We start from the raw sequence: 20,544 nt of genomic DNA, 5'->3' as shown, positions 1-20,544 counted from the left end.
CGTATTAGCCCTCGATCTCGATTCGGGTCAGGTTCTCGCGGAGAATCGGACCGTATTCATATTTACCCGGGCACACGAAGGTGCAGAGCGCCAGATCTTCTTCGTCCAGTTCCAGAGCGCCAAGCTTCTGAGCCATTTCGGTATCACCGACAATAAGCGCGCGCAGCAGCTGGGTAGGAAGAATGTCGAGGGGCATTACCTTCTCATAGGCACCAACAGGCACCATCGCTCTTTCACTACCATTTGTTGTGGTGGTGAAATCGAACAGTTTGCCGCCAGAAAGCTTCGACAGGTAAATGTTCAGAACAGAGAACTTGTTGATACCAGGCGACAACCATCCCATGAAGTGGCGTTTGTTGCCTTCTTCGAGCAAGGACACCTGATTGGCAAAACGACCAAGGTAAGCGCAGGGGCCATCGCCACGGCGACCGCCAAAAACGGAACCGGAAATCGCGCGCACATCACAGTCTGTAGCCACTTCACCATCAAGCAACTCGGCCAGACTGGCACCCAGGCGGGTGCGAACCAGACGAGGTTTCAAGGCTTTGGGGCCGCCAAGCGCAACAATCCGGCTAACGTTCAGTTCACCGGTTGTAAACAGATGCCCAAAATCAATCACGTCCTGGTAGTTAATTGTCCAGACGGTCTTTGAGACAGACACGGGATCAAGGTGATGAATATGCGTCCCTACATTTCCGGCAGGGTGCAGACCATCAAATTGCTGGACTTCAATGTTATCTGCTTTCGGAACAGACACATTGGCCCCAGGCCGGCCGGTTACAAACACTTTGCCAGAGGTGAGTCTGCCAAGAACAGTCAGGCCGTTCTCAAACGCCGCAGCATTCTCGGCAATCACCACAGTGGGGTCAGCCGCAAGCGGGTTGGTGTCCATAACAGAAACAAAAATGGAATGCGGGGTGGTGTCGATTGCAGGAACTTTGCTGTAGGGACGGGTCTTCAGAGCCGTCCACAAGCCGGACTCAACCAGGTTATCAACCACCTGCTGCCGTTCCAGACCAGCCAGATCCGAATCACTGAAGCGGGCGAAGTTCTCAGCTTCGTCACCATCTATTTCGATGACAACTGACTGGAAAACCCGACGCTCACCGCGATTAATTTCTTTCACCACGCCAGCGGCGGGTGATGTAAAACGAACGCCTTCGGTCTTCTTGTCCGTGAACAGCAGCGTACCGCGCTTGACACGGTCCCCTTCTTTAACAGCCATCGTCGGCTTCATGCCGATGTAGTCGAAACCAATTAACGCCACATGGCGAACTGGCTTACCGTCTGTAATGGTCTGTTCGGGAGCGCCGCTGATGGGAAGATCCAGGCCTTTTTTGATCTTGATCATTAGCCTTATCCAATCATCAGAAACTATTCTATGCATTTGTATGGCCCGGCCACTGTGCCCCAGAAGCAACGTCGGGAAACGGGGGAGCCGGACATACCCAAAATCGCGCCAATTATAGAGTTTAAGGCAAGCTATTTCCACCTGAAACAAGAACAGGTTTGTGCAGTAACGTAAATCTGGGGCGGGGTTTACCCCAAACAAAAAAAAACGACACCTTCCGGTGCCGTTTTCCTGATGCTGTCAGCGCCCATTCCGGCGCTTGTTCTCAGTCGCGCGAACGCTTCGGGAAAATAGGATAGCTGATGCCAGCCATCTGATTAACCACCCGGATAACCTGCGCACTGTAACCAAACTCATTGTCATACCAGACATAGAGAATCAGCCGTTTTCCAGCAGTAATTGTCGCCTGGGCATCAACGATGCCGGCATGACGTGAACCAACGAAGTCAGTAGATACAACTTCCGGAGAGTTCACAAAATCGATTTGTTTCTGCAACTCCGAGTGCAACGCCATCTCACGCAGAAAATCATTAACACCTTCCACATCAACCTCTTTTTTCAGGTTGAGATTGAGGATTGCCATGGAGACATTCGGAGTCGGAACCCGGATAGCGTTGCCGGTCAGTTTACCTGTCAACTCCGGCAAGGCCTTGGAAACCGCCTTTGCAGCACCGGTTTCGGTGATAACCATGTTCAGCGCAGCACTCCGGCCACGGCGACTACCTTTATGGTAGTTATCAATCAGGTTCTGATCGTTGGTGTATGAGTGCACTGTCTCAACATGGCCGTCTTCAATGCCATACTCGTCATAGATCGCCTTCAGCACAGGAGTAATGGCATTGGTAGTACAGGAAGCTGCAGACAGGATCTTGTCTTCGGCTGTAATCCAGTCACTGTTTATACCGTAAACGATGTTCTTGATATCGCCCTTACCCGGCGCAGTAAGCAGCACCCGGCTAACTCCCTTGGACTTAAGGTGCAGACCAAGGCCTTCCTCATCACGCCATATACCTGTGTTATCCACAACTATCGCGTTGTTGATCCCGTACTGGGTGTAATCAACCTTATCAGGGCCTGCTGAATAGATCACCTTGATATAATTGCCGTTGACAATCAGCGCCGATTCTTCCTCATCCACACTGATAGTGCCGTCAAAGGGACCATGCACGGAATCGCGGCGCAGCAGGCTGGCACGTTTTTCCAGGTCACTTTCAGCGCCACCGTGGCGCACAACAATCGCCCGCAGACGCAGATTATTACCGCCACCAGCTTTCTCTATAAGAATACGCGCAAGCAGACGCCCGATACGACCGAAGCCATAAAGCACAACATCTTTGGTGTCGTTACTGGCATCTTCTTCCGATTGGGAAGGGTAAAGCCCAACTACCGGGCCGATTTCTTTCTTGAGGAACTCGGTCAGATCACCGCCTTCCTCCTTGAATTTTACAGCCAGCTTACCGATGTCGACGTGTGCACGCCCAAGCTCCATCTGGTCCATGGCCTGCAGAATTGGCAGAGTGTCATGGACAGACAACTCGCTTTGTTCCACCTGGCGTACAAACCTGTGCGCGCGAATAATATCAATAACTGATTGATTGATAATTGCGCGACCGTATACGGAGGTGACAACGTTGTTTTTCCGGTAAAGACGGCCGATCAGCGGAATCATCGCCTCCGCGGTGGATTCTCTGTCCATCCAGTTGGACAGGCACTGGTTCATCTGCTCGTGACTCACGTTAGGGACCCCTGTGTTTTTCGCACGTCGAATAATTAAGGTGGGGCATTATCCAACTTAAACCGGCTAACGGCAAATACGAACTGACACGAACATCGAAGCGTGCCGCCATGACACCGCCACCTGAGGGCGTTAGAATAGCCCGCTCACAGGCCCTTCAACCCCCACAGCAGGAGAAAACGACTGCCCATGAATCAAGGTGCCCCGACTTCCACTCCACTGCGAACACTGATCGCGCCGCAATTTCCCGGGAAACCGGCGGATCATCGCACCTGGGGGCAATTGCATGGCAGCAGCGACGCTCTGGCCATATGTGAAAGCGCAAGGGCCCACAAGGGGCTCACTCTGGTAATCACACGCAGCACAGCCGACGCAATCCGGCTGGAGCAGTCCATGCGGTTTTTTCTGGGCCTGCCGGCAGAGGAAGATGGTGCCACAGTTACTGAAGACGGACTGGAACTGCTATCGCTGCCTGACTGGGAAACCCTGCCCTACGATTTGTTTTCACCGCATCAGGATATTACCTCCAGGCGGATTCGTACCTTGCACCGATTGCCAGGCATCCAGCATGGCGTGATTGTAGTTCCCGCCAGAACCCTGATGCACCGGCTGCCGCCGGTGAGCTATCTCCAGGGCAACACCCTGCTACTGGAAACCGGTCAGTCTCTGGACATCGATAATTGGCGCCTGCAGCTGGCAACGGCAGGCTACCGACACTCTGAAAACGTTTATGAGCATGGGGAGTACGCCGTTCGTGGCTCAATACTCGATATTTTCCCCATGGGCTCCAACCTGCCCTACCGGATCGACCTGTTCGATAACGAAGTTGAAACCCTGCGCACTTTCGATCCGGAAACCCAGCGTTCCATCGACCGGATCGAACGTATCGAACTTCTCCCTGCTTACGAATTCCCATGGCACAAAGAGGCCCGTTCCGGCTTCCGTGGACGCTGGTTCGAGCAGTTTCCAAATGCGGACAAAAATGCGCCTATATACCAGGATGTCAGCCACGGCATTACACCTCCGGGCATTGAATATTATCTACCTTTGTTTTTCGACCAGACAGCAACGCTCTTTGACTACTTGCCGGACACCACCCATGTTTTTACGGCCGAGGGCCTGAACGAAGCCGTCCACCACTTCGATACAGAAACCCGGAACCGGCACGAAGATCGCCGTCATGACCGACTGCGGCCGATCCTTCCACCTTCCGTACTGTTTTTGCAGCAGGACGAACTGTTTGGTTATCTCAAAGCCTTTCCCCGGGTAACCACAACACCTGAGCTGGCCGAGGGGAGCGGCGCAACCAACTGCTCAAGCGAAGCGCTTCCGGAAATAGCCATGGACGCAAGAGCGGCTGACCCGGCGGGACGGCTTAAACGTTTTATTCAGACTTTTGCCGGACGGGTACTCATATGCGCAGAGTCCTCAGGCCGGCGCGAAGCTCTGATTGAAAATCTTGGCGAGCACCAACTCCAACTAAAGGGCTTTGAGAACTGGCACGAATTTCTGGCGGATGAGAGCGGCACACTGGGCATTACCATTGCGCCAATGGAGCAGGGACTGGTATTACCGGATCACAACCTTGCCCTGATCACTGAAACCGGCCTGTTCGGCGAAAGGGTTTTACAGCGTCGACGACGCGACAAGCCAACGGAAGTAAATGACGATGGCTATCGCGACCTGTCTGAGCTCAGAGTCGGCTCACCCGTCGTACATATCGACCATGGTGTTGGCCGGTACCTCGGGCTGGAAACCATTACCGTAGAAGGTGAGTCCAGTGAGTTTCTGATGCTTGAGTATGCCGGTGGCTCAAAATTATACGTGCCTGTATCCAGCCTGCATCTGATTTCCCGCTACGCCGGTTCAGACACAGAGCACGCCCCACTGCACAAGCTTGGCACTGAACGCTGGAGCACAGCCAAGCAAAAGGCTCTTGAAAAAATTCGCGATACCGCAGCCGAACTTCTGGATGTATACGCCCGCCGCGAAGCCCGCAAGGGGTTCGCCTTTGAAGACCCGAAAGAAGCATATCGCGCCTTTGCAGCAGGCTTTCCGTTTGAGGAGACACCGGATCAGCAGGTTGCTATCCAGGCCGTCTTCGAAGACATGACCAACGAAAAGCCCATGGACCGACTGGTATGCGGCGATGTCGGTTTCGGAAAAACCGAAGTTGCCATGCGCGCCGCCTTCCTGGCCACATGGTCGGGAAAGCAGGTCGCAGTGCTTGTACCAACGACGCTGCTGGCCCAGCAACACTATGAATCCTTCCGCGATCGCTTCTCGGATACTCCAGTCAATATCGAACTGCTAAGCCGCTTTCGCAGCGCCAGCCAGACCAGCAAGGCCCAGGAATCCATCGAAAACGGCAAAGCCGATATTGTCATTGGTACCCACAAATTGCTTCAGGGCGACATCCACTTCAAAAATCTTGGCCTGGTAATCATTGATGAAGAACACCGGTTCGGCGTCGGGCAGAAAGAAAAACTGAAAGCCCTGCGTGCTGAAGTAGACATGCTGAATCTTACTGCAACACCCATTCCAAGAACGCTCAATATGGCGATGGGGCACCTGAGAGACCTCTCCATCATCGCCACACCGCCTGCCCGGCGGCTCTCGGTGAAAACATTTGTACGCCAGCGCGATGAGGCGACAGTCAAGGAAGCCATTCTGAGGGAGGTTCTGCGGGGCGGCCAGGTGTATGTTCTGCACAATGACGTGGCAAGCATTGAAAAAACCGCAGAGGATCTCCGGAGCCTCGTACCTGAGGCCCGGGTGGGCGTAGCTCATGGCCAGATGCGGGAAAGGCAGCTTGAACAGATCATGTCCGATTTTTACCACAAGCGCTTTAACGTGCTGGTGTGCACCACCATCATCGAAACCGGCATCGACATACCCAGCGCCAACACCATTATTATCGAGCGTGCAGACAAATTCGGACTCGCCCAGTTGCACCAGCTTCGTGGCCGCGTTGGCCGCTCACACCACCAGGCATACGCTTATCTGCTGACACCCCCACCGAAAGCGATAACACCAGACGCAAAAAAACGACTGGAAGCTATTTCCGAAGCCCAGGATCTCGGTGCCGGCTTTATGCTTGCAACTCACGATCTGGAGATTCGCGGTGCCGGCGAACTGCTGGGCGACGAGCAAAGCGGGCAGATTGAAAGCATCGGCTTCACCCTGTACATGCAACTGCTGGATGAAGCCGTAAAAGCCATTCGCGAAGGTCGCACACCCAACGCCGAACTCCCTCTTAGCCACGGCACAGAAATGAACCTTCGTATACCGGCCCTGATCCCGGAGGATTACCTCCCGGACGTTCATAACCGGTTGATGCTCTACAAACGAATTGCCAGTGTCAGCGACCGCGATGCATTAAAAGAACTTCAGGTTGAGATGATTGACCGCTTCGGTTTATTACCGGAGCCAGCCAAAAACCTGGTTCGGCAAACCGAGCTCAGACTCAAGGCGGAAGCTCTGGGCATTGTTAAAGTAGACGCAGGCAAGGAATGGGCACGTATTGAATTTGGCAGCTCAACGCCGGTGGATCCATTGACGCTGGTTAAAAAAATGCAATCCGCTCCGGACACATATCGCCTTGAGGGTGCCAACAGCTTCCGTTTTCGGCTGAAGGACGTCTCAACCAATGGTAAACTCGACGGCATTTCCGGGATGCTGGGCGAACTTGCACCTGCACCAAGTGCCGCAACCACCTGAAGCGGCCCGAACAAAACTGGAGCAACCTCTTGCAGACTGACGGTAATCGCATGTATCAGCTACTGGCACGTACACTTCTGACGGCTTTATTACTATCGACTGCGATGGTTAGCCATGCACAGCAGAGCAACAACAACTTTTACCGGGCAGAGTTCGTCATTCTGGAGCGCATAGTCGATCCGGGTGCAGTGAATGAGCGCATGTTCAATCGGAAAGTAGAGCCGCCGGTGGACACCAGCAAAGATCTTTATCGTGTGACCGGTGACGGCAACGTGATCTCGTCATTCAAACTCGCATCACCTAACCAGCTACACCTAGGGAGCGCAGCCAATCGGCTGGAGCGCAGCGGTCGCTACCGGGTGCTTATGTCCGCCGGATGGTACGAATCTTTCCCTCCCAACTATAAAGGCCAGCCGCTGCGTATTGAAATCGGAGACTGGCTGAAGCAGGCAGGCCAAAGAGAAGTTGAAGGGTATATTACAATCGATCGGCGGCGCTACCTGCACGTCACCGCTCATCTTAATCACTGGCAGGAAGGAAAGGTTGACACTACGGGAGTCATCGAAGGCGACAGTGCAGGCGAAACCATCGACAGCAGCACAGTAACAGAGCTGGCCGTCAACCCTGACATACCGCCAGAGCTACTGACCTGGATCCGCGAAACCCGCAGGATGCGAAGCGAGGAAATTCACTTCCTGGACTCCCCCACTATCGGCGTCCTCGTATTCTTCAGGAAGATTGCGACAAACTAGCAAGCGCACCGAGATCAGCCATCGAGTTTTCAAGAATCTGTCTGACACCAGACATACCCTGCTCGATGGCTGCTTCGATTTCTTCCATGGTAATAATGTGATCAGACTTCCCTGCCGCCCGGTTTACAACCAGGCCCAGACATACATAGCGCATACCCAATTCCGCAGCCAGAGCCGCTTCCGGCATACCGGTCATCCCTACCAGATCACATCCGTCCCGCTCCATACGGCGTATTTCTGCAGCCGTCTCCAGCCGGGGACCCTGAGTTGCGCCGTATACACCAAACCCGGCAAACGGCACCTGACAGTTTGTTGCAGCCCGTATCAGAATATCCCTCGCAGCCTGATCGTAGGGCCAGGTAAAATCGATATGGGTTACTGCTTCCAGATCACCCTCGAAAAAAGTGCCTGCCCTGCCCCAGGTGTAATCAATGATCTGATCAGGGATAACCACACAAGCCGGGCCCATATCTGAATGAATCCCGCCCACCGCATTCACTCCGACTACCGTTCGCACTCCCGCGTCATAAAGAGCTTTTATATTCGCCCGGTAGTTCACTTCGTGGGGCGGTATCCGGTGGGGATTACCATGACGGGAAAGGAACATCACAGACTGACCATCAAGACACCCCTCGGTCAGATCTGAAGACGGCACACCCCATGGCGTGTCCACAGTTCGCGCGCCTTTGACTTCAAGGCCTGAAAGAGTTGTCAGGCCGGTGCCGCCAATAATCCCTACCACACTGCCTGTATCTGACATCAATCTCCATCTCCCGCATCCAGGGACTGTTCACCAACATCGCCCTCCCGGGTATCGTTACGGCGGCCAGGGTCTTGCATGCGGCTACCTTGACTAGCGCGTGGCGAGCGATTCCCGTCAATACTTCTCGCGTTTTCATCTGGCTTACTGCGACCATTTCCGGTCTCGTTTTCTGTCTCGGAGGACCGGCCATCATCATTGATGTACAAGGTCTGAGTCGGGAAGGCTATCTCGCCGCCATGGTCTGCAATCACATCGCTGATTTTCAAAAGCACATCCTGCTTCACTTCATGGTAACGGACCCACTGGGTCGTTTTAGTAAAGGCATAAACCATGATATCCAGCGATGACTGATTGAATGCCAGAAAATTCACGATCAAGGTCTGTTTATTATCAATATCGTCGTGACTCTCAAGCATGGACCGGATATCGGACACAATGGTCGCCATATCGCCCACATCGGCATACCGGATACCGATGGTCTCGTAGATACGCCGGTTGGTCATTCGCGAGGGATTTTCTACAGCGATGGTTGTAAACGTCGCATTGGGGACATAGAGAGGACGCTTGTCAAATGTCCGGATAGTGGTAACCCGCCACCCGATATGCTCTACAGTTCCCTCAATGTTACGATCCGGCGACCGTACCCAGTCACCAACCTTGAACGGCCGGTCCAGATGGATAATAAATCCACCAAAAAAGTTGGCCAGCAAATCCTTGGCTGCAAAACCCACAGCAATACCGCCCACACCACCAAAGGCAAGTACGCCCGAAAGACTATAGCCAAGAGACTGCAGACTGATCAGCACCGCTGTAATGATGACCACGGCCCTGGTCAGCTTGCTGATCGCATTAATGGTGGTGTAATCCATCGGCTTTTTCATTTTTACCGGAGAGACAAGAATGCCCTCTCCTTCTTTTATCGCCCTGAGCAATGCCCAGACAAAGATAAAAATGAAGCCTACTTTGAGTACAGTTTCATTGGCTTTGAAAATTTCGGCCGATGAGTAGTTGTGAGCCACTTCTGCGGCCCAGTAAACCCCCTGAAGCCAGACAAACGCCACTACTGGCTTACGGGCAGCATGCAGTACTGCGTCATCCCAGAGGTTATTGGTCTTCGTGAACCGCCGTTCCAGGGCCGTAATGATATGACTGAATATATAGGCAACAGCAGCAGTTCCGAATACCAGCGAAAACACCACAATACCTACACGCCATGGCTCAGATAGCACGCCAAAATTATCTATCCAGCCGTCAAGAGTGGCCATAATGTCTCCGATCATCAGATCCCTCTAATCAGTGTTGTCAGTCTAGGTTCAGCGAATGGTAACCGGCATCCCTGGCCAGGCATACCCGAAAAGCTCTATGACATCGTCATTTCGCATACGAATACAGCCATGGGAAAGCGCCAGCCCCATTGGCTCAGTATCCGGGGTACCGTGTATGTATATAAAGCGGCGGAAAGTATCAACGCCCGCGCCACGGTTTTTCCCCTTCTCCAGTCCGCATAACCAGAGGATGCGGCTGAGAATCCAGTCGCGTCCGGGGTTGGTAGCTGCAAGCTCAGGGGTGTAGGTTTCACCTGTGGGGCGACGGGCACAGAAAACGGTATTGGCAGGCTGCCCGGCACCAATCATCGCTCGTATGTAGTGTTCACCTGCCGGTGTACAGCCACTGCCGTCCTGCTCACCCACGCCATTGAGCGCAGTGGAAACAGGATAGCGGATAATAGTGCTCCCGTTCGCATCAAGCAGGGCAAGACTCTGGTCTGCCAGGTTGATATCAATTGAACAGGAATTGTGGTTGTGATGGTTCACAACGGGCCAGGCTCCCTTCAGGATTCAGGGCAAAGCCTAACCGAGAGGATACAACTCAGGCAACCGGGATCTTTTGATTTATGGAAGGAATCAGCAATGCATCCTGCGCCTGCATGCCGGCAGCAAGAAAAGGTACAAGGCGTGCGGCAATTTCCTGAACGGTAGTTTCAACACCGAGTTTGTTGCGCAGAATATCCTGCAGAGCATCACTGCTCGACATTGTGAACGCAGTAGCTCCAAGCATGAACTGTATACGCCAGTAACGATCCACAGCTGAGAGCTGTGGCGTGGCTTCCTTCAACATATGCATAAACCGGCTGAATGGCTGGCTGTATTCCTGCTCAAGAAACTTGCGCAAATGCCCTTGCGACTGGGTATACGCCAACCCAAGCAGTCGCATGAAGATAGAAATACCCATCTCATTGCGCTGAGGCATACGAACAGCGCTCTCAGTAAGAGCCCAAAGAGTCTGATGCAACGTTGGAGGCTTACCTTCACAACGCGCTTCAAGTTCGTCAAATGCGTTCTCGAGTGTTGCTGAAAATGGTGTCAGAAAACGACCAAAGACTGCATGGATCAGCGCATTTTTGGAGCCAAAGTGGTAGTTTACCGCAGCAAGGTTTACCTTCGCCTTGCTGGTTATCATGCGCAGTGAAGTCTCTGCAAAACCACGTTCAGCAAATAACTCCTCTGCAGCATCAAGAATTCGATCAACAGTATCCGACTGGGCCATTTTATTTTGAGCGCCTCTAAGCAAACGACTGTTTGAAACATACGTTTGACTCGCATTTATGTCAAGCCCTGTCCTCCGGACTCGCAGCGGCTTTTTGCCAGCCCTTGTCAATCGCATCCTGATTACCTTCGAAAAAAGCTGCCTGAGCACGGCTATATGCTTTCTCCGCCTCAAGAAGATAAATCAGATAAAGCCTCACATGCTCCCGCCGGGACAGAGCCCGGGGCAGAGCTTTCTGCTCCGACAACCGCAGCAGACTGCTGAACCTGGTATTTTTGAGGGCAGGATTAAAATCGGTCATGCGGGCACATTGCCAGATCAACCCATCTTTACCTTCCAGGTGCTCAGCGTGTTTCCGGGCATCACGCATCATACGCTGGCGCCGGATCAACAAGTCTAGATAAGAAGGTTTCGACGTGTAAATCCGACGAATGGCTGGAATGCCCAATAACAGAATAATGACGAAGGCTCCAAATCCGCCCCCGGCAATCCAGGCGGGTACAAAACCCGTCAGGCCACTCAGGAATATAATTGCAGCTACCAGAGCACAAAACATCCACAAATCCCGGCTTCGCCGTGCAGCTGCAACACTGAAGCTGTCTGGCCAGTCGTTCATGGCCAGCAGGTCAAAATCCATCAGTAACACGCGATCACACTGACGCAGCATCAGCCTCAGCGTTCGCTGACGCGACTCAGCCTGAGCCGGATCCGTACCATCAGAGCTATCAGCGCCCTCCTCTGGCTTTTCGCCGGACTGAACACTATCCACCTCACCAGCTTCAGCACCCTCGTCCGGGTCTGGCTGCGCAGGGGCAGGGTCAGCAGACCGCCCGGGACGCAACACAGCACCCTGCGCGGCTCCTGTTACAGCTTCTTCAGCACTCTGATTCTGAGCCATGGCGGTTTATCCAATTCGTTATGAAACCTCTGATTCAAGAGCATGATCTCACAGAGTATCGACCAGCCGCCCCATACCTTTAATCATCTGACTTTCCAGTTAGAACTTGCACCTCCAAACTTGGCAACAGCTGTCGTGCTCGCTATCCTTTCCTTCCACTGCTGCACTCACTGATACTCGCCATTCTCTAAAGAGGCCTTCATATGTTTACCGGTATTGTTCAGGGTATTGCCGTTGTTGAAAATGTCACCGCTGCAACCGGGTTAAGTACCTTTGCAATCCGGTTGCCAGATAACAGCGCAGGGGATGTAAGTATTGGCGCGTCAGTTGCCATAAATGGTACCTGTCTGACCGTTACCCGCCAGTCCGGCAACACTCTGTTTTTCGACGCCATGCAGGAAACCCTGAGACTGACAACACTAGGCGATCTGGAACCGGGACATAATGTCAACTTTGAGCGGGCAGCGCGTATCGGAGATGAGATTGGTGGTCATCTGTTATCGGGGCACATCCACACAGCCGCAAGTGTGGTTGAAATTCTGCGCCCGGAAAACAACGTGACAATCTGGTTTCAGGTTCCAGACCAGTGGGCTCGCTACATCTTTCCCAAAGGCTATATTGCGATCAACGGTGCCAGCCTTACCATTGGCGAGGTAGACGGAAACCGGTTCAATGTTCACCTGATCCCGGAAACCCTGCGGGCCACAACCTTTGGCGCAATAGAAGAAGGTATGAAGGTCAACATCGAAATCGACAGCCAGACACAAACCATCGTGGATACACTGGCGCGCCTGGGTTACGACCGTCCTGCGGCAGAATTATAAGTTACAGACCGCGAGGCAGTCATCCGCGCCAGGCTTCGAAGACCACAAATTTCGGATCAGCATCCACCTGACGGACTTGCGAAAAAAAACGTCGCAAGCTCCGGTGGTATCCAAGGTGCCGGTTTCCCACCATAAGCAAGCGTCCCGTTGAAGACAGATTCCGTGATGCCTGCTCGAAAAGCCTTAATGCAATATGATCGCCAACCACTCCGCCTTCATGAAACGGAGGATTTAACAGAATCCGTTCAAACGGTTCGTTATGGCTGGCGATCCCGTCCGAATGTGCAAACAAAGCCCTGGCATCGGGAAATGCAGCTTCTGCATTACTGCGCGCACTGAGAACTGCCTGACTGGAAACATCACTGAAAGTGATCTCAATATCCGGTTTCGCGGCCAACGCAGCCAGACCGAGAACGCCATTGCCGCATGCCAGATCCAGAACACGTGCACCAGAGCGACAGGGCTCGAGAGCGGCTGCCAGGTGGGGCAACATCAATCGTGTACCAATATCCAGTTTCTCCCGTGCAAACACCGCAGGCATGGCGGCGACGCGAATCCCACCTTTTTTCAGACTGCCCTCCAGCCCACTGTCTTTTCCCAACTCATAGCCCTTCCAGGTACCCGGCCAGTTATCCAGTGTTGCCTGCCCCCGGCCGCAACTGATAACACGTGCTTTTTTTACCGCCCGGCCCACCTGTCGCACGTCAACTGTTCCGGCAAACACGTCAACGCTGCGATCCGGCAGATGCTTGATCATCCCTGCCGCGAGTATGACTCCATCTGTTTTGAGCGCGCTATTGACCCAGCGTAGCAGCCAGGCCAGATAGTCCGCTTCGCGGGGGATCTTCAGCAGAATCAGATCATAAGAACCGGCGGGGGGCTGCAACCAGCTGTATGTGCGTGCAGGTGCCGGATTGCCGGGATTCTGGCTCGCATTAAGTACCAGAGCAGCACTTAACTGTGCATTATCAGCAACCACATCCGGTGTAAACCGGGACAACCCCAGCGTCAAGGCTCCGTATTGGTCGTCAACCACCAATACCCGGGAATCCGGCGCCATTTCCAGGTGATCAAACGCCGTCTGCAAGAGCAGTTCATCGGCGGCACTCCAGGCGCGGAGCGCCGGATCATTTGTACCAGGGCGACTCAAAGTCAGGCTGCCACCGGCGAAATCCAGTACTGCGGTTGTTAGACCAGACATCGAACTATCCCATAAAAGCGCGGTAAACTGTGAAGCGCCCGTCTTCACTCAGGCGCTCGACGCGTCCGATGTAACGCTTGATAAGGGGCTCGTAAGGCAGAAAGCTATTGGCAACCAGACGCAATTCCCCACCCGGCAACAAGTGCCTCTTTACGTCCTGAAGGAACTGCTCGGTCATGGATGTATCGGTTTTTACACCAGTGTGAAATGGTGGGTTGCTGACAACCCCGGACCAGAGCCCGTCGATGCCCGCAAGGCCATCTGAAGCGAAAATTCTCCCGGCGGCGTGATTACATTGGTAGGTTTCCCTTGCACAGATTACCGCTTGGGACTGGACATCCACACCATCGACACCGGCGATGGATACCTTGTTCTCAGCCTGCCATGCCTGAATCCATGCACCAATAACACCCGCTCCACAGGCAAAGTCCAGTAATCGTTCCGCATTAACTGGTTGCCTGGCAAGCGTTTCGAGCAGCAGTCGCGTGCCTTTGTCCAGACCATCATGGCTGAAGATACCAGGCAGCCCGGCAACCTCGACGGATATTCCCGCGCACTCTGCACTCCCCCAGGTCACCCAGTCCTGAACCCGGAACCCCTGTGCCACTCTGATGCCTTCCGCACACCAGACCTGACAATGGCGTGCGCTGTCAACTTTAGAGGCCTGGGGAGCAATCGCTTTCAGCTGTTTTATGGCTCCGGCGATGCCTTCCTTTTTTTCCCCCACCAGTATCAATCGCGCATTCTCTGCTGCCAGCGAATGTGCCAGTGCCAGTCGCATTTCCAGTTCGGCTCTGGCTTTGGGCAAAAACACCACAACAGTGTCATAGGAGCCGCCATTTGCCAGAACCGGATCTTCATAGCCAAAACAAGCCTGCCAGGCGCCCTGCTGCCCCAGCGCATGAAAAACCCCTGCGTGTTCGCTCATGGCAAGACCAGTGCCGGGAAGCTCTCGCAACAGATGTGCCGAGGCTACACCCAGCAAGGCCAGCCGGCCGGATAACAAGGACTGGTTTTTTAGCAGTGCCTGATGGGAATTAGGTAAACCGGAGCCGGATAAACTCTGCATGGACTGGACAACGCCGTTGTGCGGTTGAAACTAGACTTTTTTCTGGCGACCTGAGCGCACCGGGCGCAATACCAGTTCATCCAGGCTGTTCTGCTTGATCTGTTCCCAGTCTTCAGGGCCGGAAACTGATATACCCATATCACGGAGTATGCCATCAGCGACATCGTACACGAAACCGTGCACGTTAAGTTGCTGACCGCGCTTCCAGGCTTCCAGAACAATGCTGTTCTGACACACATGCCCAACCTGTTCAACCACATTCAGCTCACACAACCGGTCAATCCGGTCATGCTCATTGGAACTTGCATCCAGCACTGCCTGGTGACGGTCCCGCACATCCTGTACATGCCTCAGCCAATGACTGATCAGCCCGAAGCCTTCATTGCGCAAAGCAGCTCTGACACCGCCACAGCCATAATGGCCGACTACCAGAATATGCTTTACTTTCAAAACCTCTATCGCGAACTGCAGTACCGAAAGGCAATTAAAATCAGTATGCACAACAACGTTGGCAACGTTCCTGTGCACGAACAGCTCACCCGGAAGCATGTCAACAATCTGGTTGGCCGGCACGCGACTATCGGCACAGCCAATCCACAGATACTCAGGCGCCTGCTGGTTCGAGAGACGATGAAAAAACTGCGGATCTTCGGCCTTGATACCTTCGGCCCATGCCCGGTTTTTTTCAAGAATACGGTCAAGCTGACCCATTAACAGACTCCATTTCATGATTCCCGGTCACGATTGAACGGGAATCATGGCTTCAACGCAATACTCAGTTTGTCTGAGTCATGTTACGGGGCCGGCTCAGGCTTGCTGTCCCCATGGGGCTGATGCAAAGTGGTTTGCGCAAGATCAAGTAACTCACGCAGAGCAACCGAGAACATTGCATATTCGGGTTCCCTCACACTCTTGAGTTCCAGAAGCATGGTTTTCCAGCGTTCGATCATGGCATCGTGTCGCTGCAGCCACTCCTCTACACAGACAGGCACGTCCTCGGCTTTTGCAGCCAGATTAAGCACCCCTGTAGTCAGCGCCCGCTGCTGCCAGTCCAGATCCTCCCGGAAACTCTCCCGCGCCAGTGCCTGCCAGTGAGATGCCGGCTTGAGGCCCGCTATTGCAGTAGCAAACCAGTTCAGATCGAGCCTGTCACCCAACTCATAATAGAGATTTGCAACGGTTTTCAGCGGCATTCCAGTGGCTTCCTGCGCTTCAATAATGCCCAGCGAGGAGTATAAATAGCCTGTCCCCGATACCACTGATGCCAGTTCTGCCGGCAGCCCGATGCTGACCAGTGCCTCGTTACGCTTTTCCCAGTCAGTACGGGCCTGTTCGCCCAGATACTCTGGCAACCCGGCGGTAATAGCCCATACGCTATCCGCAAACCGTTCCATGTGGTTCTGGATACTCAGCTCTGCCCGGCGATTACGCAACAGCCAGCGTACAGAGCGACGCATCAGTTGCATAAGGTCGCGCATCAACTCCATCTGCAACTGCGCCGGAATGTGGAAATCGAGATCTTCGATTTTGTCCCACCAGTTATCAATCCGGAACACGTCCCGTGCAATCAGCCACGCCAGCGCAATGGATGCAGCGTCTGCTCCTGTTGATTGATTCAGTCGCTCCACAAAGGTAATGCCCATGTGGTTGATCATATCGTTGGCAACCTGTGTGGCGATAATCTCCCGCCGCAACTGGTGCTCACCTAACTCTTTTGAGAATCTTTTGGTCAGAGCGCGGGGAAACACCTTGTACATTTCCCGCGCCAGCATCGGATCATCTGGCAGGCTGCTGTCTATCAGAGTCTGCTTCAGGTCGCCTTTGACATAGGAAATCAGAACAGAGAGCTCGGGTCGCGTCAGCCCCTTTTTGTTCAGTTTGCGTTCAGACAGGGTTTCATCATCCGGCAGGAACTCCAGAGCCCGGTTGAGCTTGCCTTCACTCTCAAAGACATTCATCAACCTGCGATATTCTTCAAGCCGGGAAGCCGCATCATCATTGGCAATACTGATGGCCTGGGTCTGCCGGTAGTTGTTCCTGAGAACCAGAGCAGCAACATCATCAGTCATTTCTTCCAGCATGAGGTTACGCTGTTTGGCCGTCAGATCACCCATGGCAACGGCGCGATTGAGAAGGATTTTCATATTGACTTCATGGTCCGAACAGTCAACACCGCCAGCGTTGTCAATAAAGTCCGTATTCAACCGCCCCCCATTCAGGGCATAGTCGATACGGCCCAGCTGGGTCATACCCAGGTTGCCACCCTCTCCTACAATCTTGCAGCGCAGTTCTTCCCCGTTGATACGCAAACCATCGTTAGCTTTATCTCCCACATCGCTATGGGATTCGCGACCGCCTTTTACGTAAGTGCCGATACCTCCAATCCAGAGAAGATCGACAGGCGCCTTCAGGATATGGGAAATCAGCATGTTAGGGGGTACCCGATCAGAATTGATACCCAGGAGCTTCTTGATTTCCGGGCTAACCGGAATGGACTTCGCGTTACGGCTGAAAACACCGCCACCTTTGGAAATCAGTTTGGTGTCGTAATCGGTCCAGGCAGACCTGGGCTTTTCAAACAGCCGCTTGCGCTCTTTATAGCTTTTTCCTGCGTCTGGAGACGGATCCACAAAAATATGGATATGGTTAAATGCAGCCACCAGGCGGGTTTTCTCGGAGCTCAGGAGGCCATTCCCGAACACATCCCCCGCCATGTCGCCAATACCAATCGCCGTAAACTCGTCTTCGGCAGGATTAATACCAACTTCCCGGAAATGCCGCTCCACAGACACCCAGGCACCCCGGGCGGTGATACCCATCTTCTTGTGGTCGTAACCATTACTGCCGCCGGAGGCAAAAGCATCACCCATCCAGAAGTTATATTCTGCAGCCAGACCATTAGCAATATCCGAGAATGTAGCGGTACCCTTATCCGCCGCAACAACAAGGTAATGATCATCCCCGTCATGGCGAACCACACGTGGTGGAGGCAGGATACCGGCATCCTGCAGGTTGTCCGTAATATCCAGCAGCCCCCGGATAAATGTTTTGTACGCTTCAATGCCTTCCGCCTGGAAAGCTTCGCGGTCTGACGAATCCGGCAGTTGTTTGGCAACAAAACCGCCCTTGGCGCCCACTGGCACGATCACCGCGTTTTTAACCTGCTGGGCCTTGACCAGCCCCAGCACTTCGGTCCGGTAGTCTTCAAAGCGGTCGGACCAGCGCAACCCGCCCCTGGCTACCTTGCCACCACGGAGGTGTACACCCTCCACCCGGGGCGAGTACACGAAAATCTCGAATACAGGCAGCGGCAATGGCATATCCGGAATACGGGAAGGGTCAAACTTCACACTGATGTATGACTTGGGGCCGCCAGCTTTATCAAGCTGGTAGTAGTTGGTACGCAGTGTCGCCTGCATCAATTCAAGATAGAGACGAAGTACACGGTCTTCACTGAGGTTCTCCACCTCTTCCAGCCCCGCGTTGAACTCGATCTCCAGTTTCTGCTGGGCCGCCTGGCACTTGCCCTCACTCTGAAAACGATCCGGGTTGAAACGGACGTCAAAGTACTCAAGCAGAATCCGGGCGAGCTCAACATGGTTAACCAGCGTATTCGAGATGAAGGTCTGGCTGTTGGAAAAGCGAATCTGACGCATATAACGGGCGTAGGTGCGCAGCAACGCAATTTCCCGCCAGCTCATGTAAGAAGAAATGAGCATCCGGTTGAAAGCATCATTTTCCGCTTCGCCGTACCACACACGATGGAACAGCTCTTCGAAAATTGGTCGTATCCGGTGAATATCCACCACCTTGCCGTTATGGGCATAAAGTGTGAAATCATGAATCCAGACGGTTTTGTTATTGCGGTCAGTTACTTCAAACGGATGTTCTCCCAGGACACGGAAACCCAGGTTGTCGAAAATGGGCATGACATCTGACAGCGGCAGAGGCTGGTCGGGGAAAAACAGCTTGAAGTGCAGCGTGCTTTCGTCCTCTTCCAGTGCCCGATAGAAACTCATCGTCAGGTCATTGCGAGTCGAAGCAGTCGAAATATGCTCAAGATCAAGAGCTGCCCTGCGCGCGGAGAACATCTCTGTGTAGCTGGCAGGAAAGCCTGCGGCCCAGAGCCTGTAGAGCTCATTACCCTGCTCTTCACCGTAGGCTTCGCTCAGGGAATCCGAGAGCCCGTCGCGCCACGACTGAGCCATCTCGATGACTTTTTCTCGTATCTCAGCGATTGGCAGCTTGCGGTTTTCAACCTGAGGAACACGAATGGTGAACTGTACCCTCGCCAGTACAGACTCTGAGAAGTGGGTAACAAACTCGATGTCTTCGGCATCCAGGCGTTCGAGAAGTACCTGCTCAACCTTCAGGCGAAGTTCCGTGTTGTAGATATCCCGTGGAAAAAACGCCAGACAGGTAACAAACTGACCATACACGTCTTCGCGCATAAACAGTTCAGTGTGCCGCCGTTCCTGGATGTACAGGATATTTTTGGCAACATCCAGCAACTCATCCTCGTCAATCTGGAACAGCTCATCACGGGGATAGAGCGTGAGTATCTGTTCCAGCTCCTTGCCCGCATAGTCAGCACGCAGAAAACCGGAGCGTTTCATCACATTCTGGAACTTGCGCTTCAGCAGCGGAATCTCATCGGGACGCTCATTGTAAGCGCGCGCAGTATACAAACCGAGAAAACGGTGTTCGCCAACCACCTCGCCTTTTTTATTGAACTTCTTGACGGCAATGTAATCCGGGTAGGCCGGTCGGTGAACCCGGGAGCGCTGGGCAGACTTGGCAAAAATAAATATATCGTCAGCCCGCGTCATCTCATGGCGCGTGCGCTTGGGCAGCTCATTGAGATGAACCCGGTCAGGGCGCTCATTATTCACACGAAGTATGCCCAACTCGGAATTTTCAACCCGGCGAACCACCATGCCCGATTTGTCACTGACAAAGTCGTACTCATCGTAGCCGAGAAAAGTAAAGTGGTCGTGCTCCAGCCACCCCAGGAACGCACGAGCCTCTTCCTTTTGTTCACTACTTATCCCGGCGCTAGTGTTATCCAGCTCATCTACAATCTGGCTGACTTTGCCGGTAACCACCGGAAAGTCTGAGACTGCAATACGCACCTCGTGCAAAACAACCTGCAGAGCCTGCTCCAGCTCCTTCAGATCTTCCGGATCACTGTGCCTGTCAATTTCCAGAACGATAAACGCCTCATAGGCGGAGGCGGCGTCGCTTTTTTTGGTGGCCAGCAGATTTTTGAGCTTTCCAGCCTTGTCACGCTCTAACTGGAGTATGGAATGCTGAATTGAATGGGTACCGATTTCCCGCTGATTCACAGCAATGCGCAGGGAATCGATCAAAAACGGAATGTTCGGATGCAGAATAAACACCACGGTATGTGTGGATTGCCAGCCATCGCTCTCCAGGTCCGGATTGAATACTGCGACGGGAGTTTCCTCGGCACTGCGTTTCTGCAGAAACTGCCAGGCTGCAAGTGCCGCACCATAGGTATCGGAGAGGCGCCGGCTGACCAGCTCCTCCAATGGCGTATGAGCATAATGCTGCTTTACAAATTCGCTGATTTTTCTGGCTTCGGCCTTGGCAATCTTTCTGGAAAACTCTTCAGCCAAAAGTTCAAAAAACTGATCTTTGCTGGCCACTGTCAGCGCATTCAT

14 protein-coding genes are annotated in these 20,544 nt (G+C 53.4%); 3 read left to right on the top strand and 11 right to left on the bottom strand.

Going from position 1 to position 20,544, the window contains the following annotated elements:
- Positions 1-4 precede the first annotated feature (4 nt).
- Together CPA50_RS05005 and CPA50_RS05000 are read right to left on the bottom strand one after the other, a co-directional pair.
- Entirely contained in the window at positions 5-1,351 is a 1,347-nt protein-coding gene (locus CPA50_RS05005) for a Na(+)-translocating NADH-quinone reductase subunit A (protein ID WP_096781348.1), read from the bottom strand.
- A gap of 265 nt (positions 1,352-1,616) precedes the next feature.
- On the bottom strand, positions 1,617-3,071 hold the full coding sequence (locus tag CPA50_RS05000) for a glyceraldehyde-3-phosphate dehydrogenase (protein WP_227519579.1): 1,455 nt from the start codon (positions 3,069-3,071) through the stop codon (positions 1,617-1,619).
- Between the two features lie 204 nt (positions 3,072-3,275).
- Between CPA50_RS05000 and mfd the strand changes: the two genes are divergently transcribed.
- Positions 3,276-6,806: a transcription-repair coupling factor gene (gene mfd / locus CPA50_RS04995; RefSeq protein ID WP_096781346.1), complete on the top strand. Its 3,531-nt coding sequence runs from the start codon at positions 3,276-3,278 to the stop codon at positions 6,804-6,806.
- 104 nt (positions 6,807-6,910) lie between these two features.
- Positions 6,911-7,558 carry a CsiV family protein gene (locus CPA50_RS04990; protein ID WP_413772153.1) on the top strand — a complete coding sequence of 216 codons (648 nt, stop codon included), beginning with the start codon at positions 6,911-6,913 and terminating at the stop codon, positions 7,556-7,558.
- Here CPA50_RS04990 and CPA50_RS04985 read toward each other — a convergent pair.
- The 5 genes from CPA50_RS04985 to CPA50_RS04965 all read right to left on the bottom strand — a co-directional run bounded on the left by CPA50_RS04985 (position 7,536) and on the right by CPA50_RS04965 (position 11,766).
- Entirely contained in the window at positions 7,536-8,318 is a 783-nt protein-coding gene (locus tag CPA50_RS04985; RefSeq protein ID WP_096781344.1) for an S-methyl-5'-thioinosine phosphorylase, read from the bottom strand. The genes CPA50_RS04990 and CPA50_RS04985 overlap by 23 nt on opposite strands.
- Complete coding sequence (locus CPA50_RS04980; RefSeq protein ID WP_096781343.1) at positions 8,318-9,601, bottom strand: mechanosensitive ion channel family protein; 1,284 nt, start codon at positions 9,599-9,601, stop codon at positions 8,318-8,320. The genes CPA50_RS04985 and CPA50_RS04980 overlap by 1 nt, the downstream gene beginning before the upstream one ends.
- Positions 9,602-9,634: 33 nt before the next feature.
- Positions 9,635-10,135, bottom strand: coding sequence for a L,D-transpeptidase (locus CPA50_RS04975; protein WP_096781342.1), 501 nt, complete (start codon positions 10,133-10,135; stop codon positions 9,635-9,637).
- A gap of 55 nt (positions 10,136-10,190) precedes the next feature.
- Entirely contained in the window at positions 10,191-10,868 is a 678-nt protein-coding gene (locus CPA50_RS04970) for a TetR/AcrR family transcriptional regulator (protein WP_096781341.1), read from the bottom strand.
- A gap of 61 nt (positions 10,869-10,929) precedes the next feature.
- Positions 10,930-11,766, bottom strand: a complete 837-nt coding sequence (locus CPA50_RS04965) for a hypothetical protein (RefSeq protein ID WP_096781340.1) — start codon at positions 11,764-11,766, stop codon at positions 10,930-10,932.
- 203 nt (positions 11,767-11,969) lie between these two features.
- Between CPA50_RS04965 and CPA50_RS04960 the strand changes: the two genes are divergently transcribed.
- Complete coding sequence (locus tag CPA50_RS04960) at positions 11,970-12,590, top strand: riboflavin synthase subunit alpha (RefSeq protein ID WP_096781339.1); 621 nt, start codon at positions 11,970-11,972, stop codon at positions 12,588-12,590.
- Between the two features lie 19 nt (positions 12,591-12,609).
- Here the strand turns inward: CPA50_RS04960 and CPA50_RS04955 are convergent, their stop codons facing one another.
- The 4 genes from CPA50_RS04955 to CPA50_RS04940 all read right to left on the bottom strand — a co-directional run bounded on the left by CPA50_RS04955 (position 12,610) and on the right by CPA50_RS04940 (position 20,544).
- Positions 12,610-13,791 (bottom strand): class I SAM-dependent methyltransferase, encoded by a 1,182-nt coding sequence (locus CPA50_RS04955; RefSeq protein WP_096781338.1) that lies wholly within the window; start codon positions 13,789-13,791, stop codon positions 12,610-12,612.
- A gap of 4 nt (positions 13,792-13,795) precedes the next feature.
- A complete protein-coding gene (locus CPA50_RS04950) occupies positions 13,796-14,860 on the bottom strand; it encodes a class I SAM-dependent methyltransferase (RefSeq protein WP_096781337.1) in 1,065 nt (354 codons plus the stop codon).
- Between the two features lie 30 nt (positions 14,861-14,890).
- Positions 14,891-15,571 (bottom strand): carbonate dehydratase, encoded by a 681-nt coding sequence (gene can, locus CPA50_RS04945; RefSeq protein WP_096781336.1) that lies wholly within the window; start codon positions 15,569-15,571, stop codon positions 14,891-14,893.
- A gap of 83 nt (positions 15,572-15,654) precedes the next feature.
- Positions 15,655-20,544, bottom strand: a complete 4,890-nt coding sequence (locus tag CPA50_RS04940) for an NAD-glutamate dehydrogenase (RefSeq protein WP_096781335.1) — start codon at positions 20,542-20,544, stop codon at positions 15,655-15,657.

The organism is Marinobacter sp. ANT_B65 (assembly GCF_002407605.1).
Taxonomy (GTDB): Bacteria; Pseudomonadota; Gammaproteobacteria; order Pseudomonadales; family Oleiphilaceae; genus Marinobacter.
The sequence above is the reverse complement of the archived record's forward strand: the minus strand, read 5'-3'. Positions and strand labels throughout refer to the sequence as shown.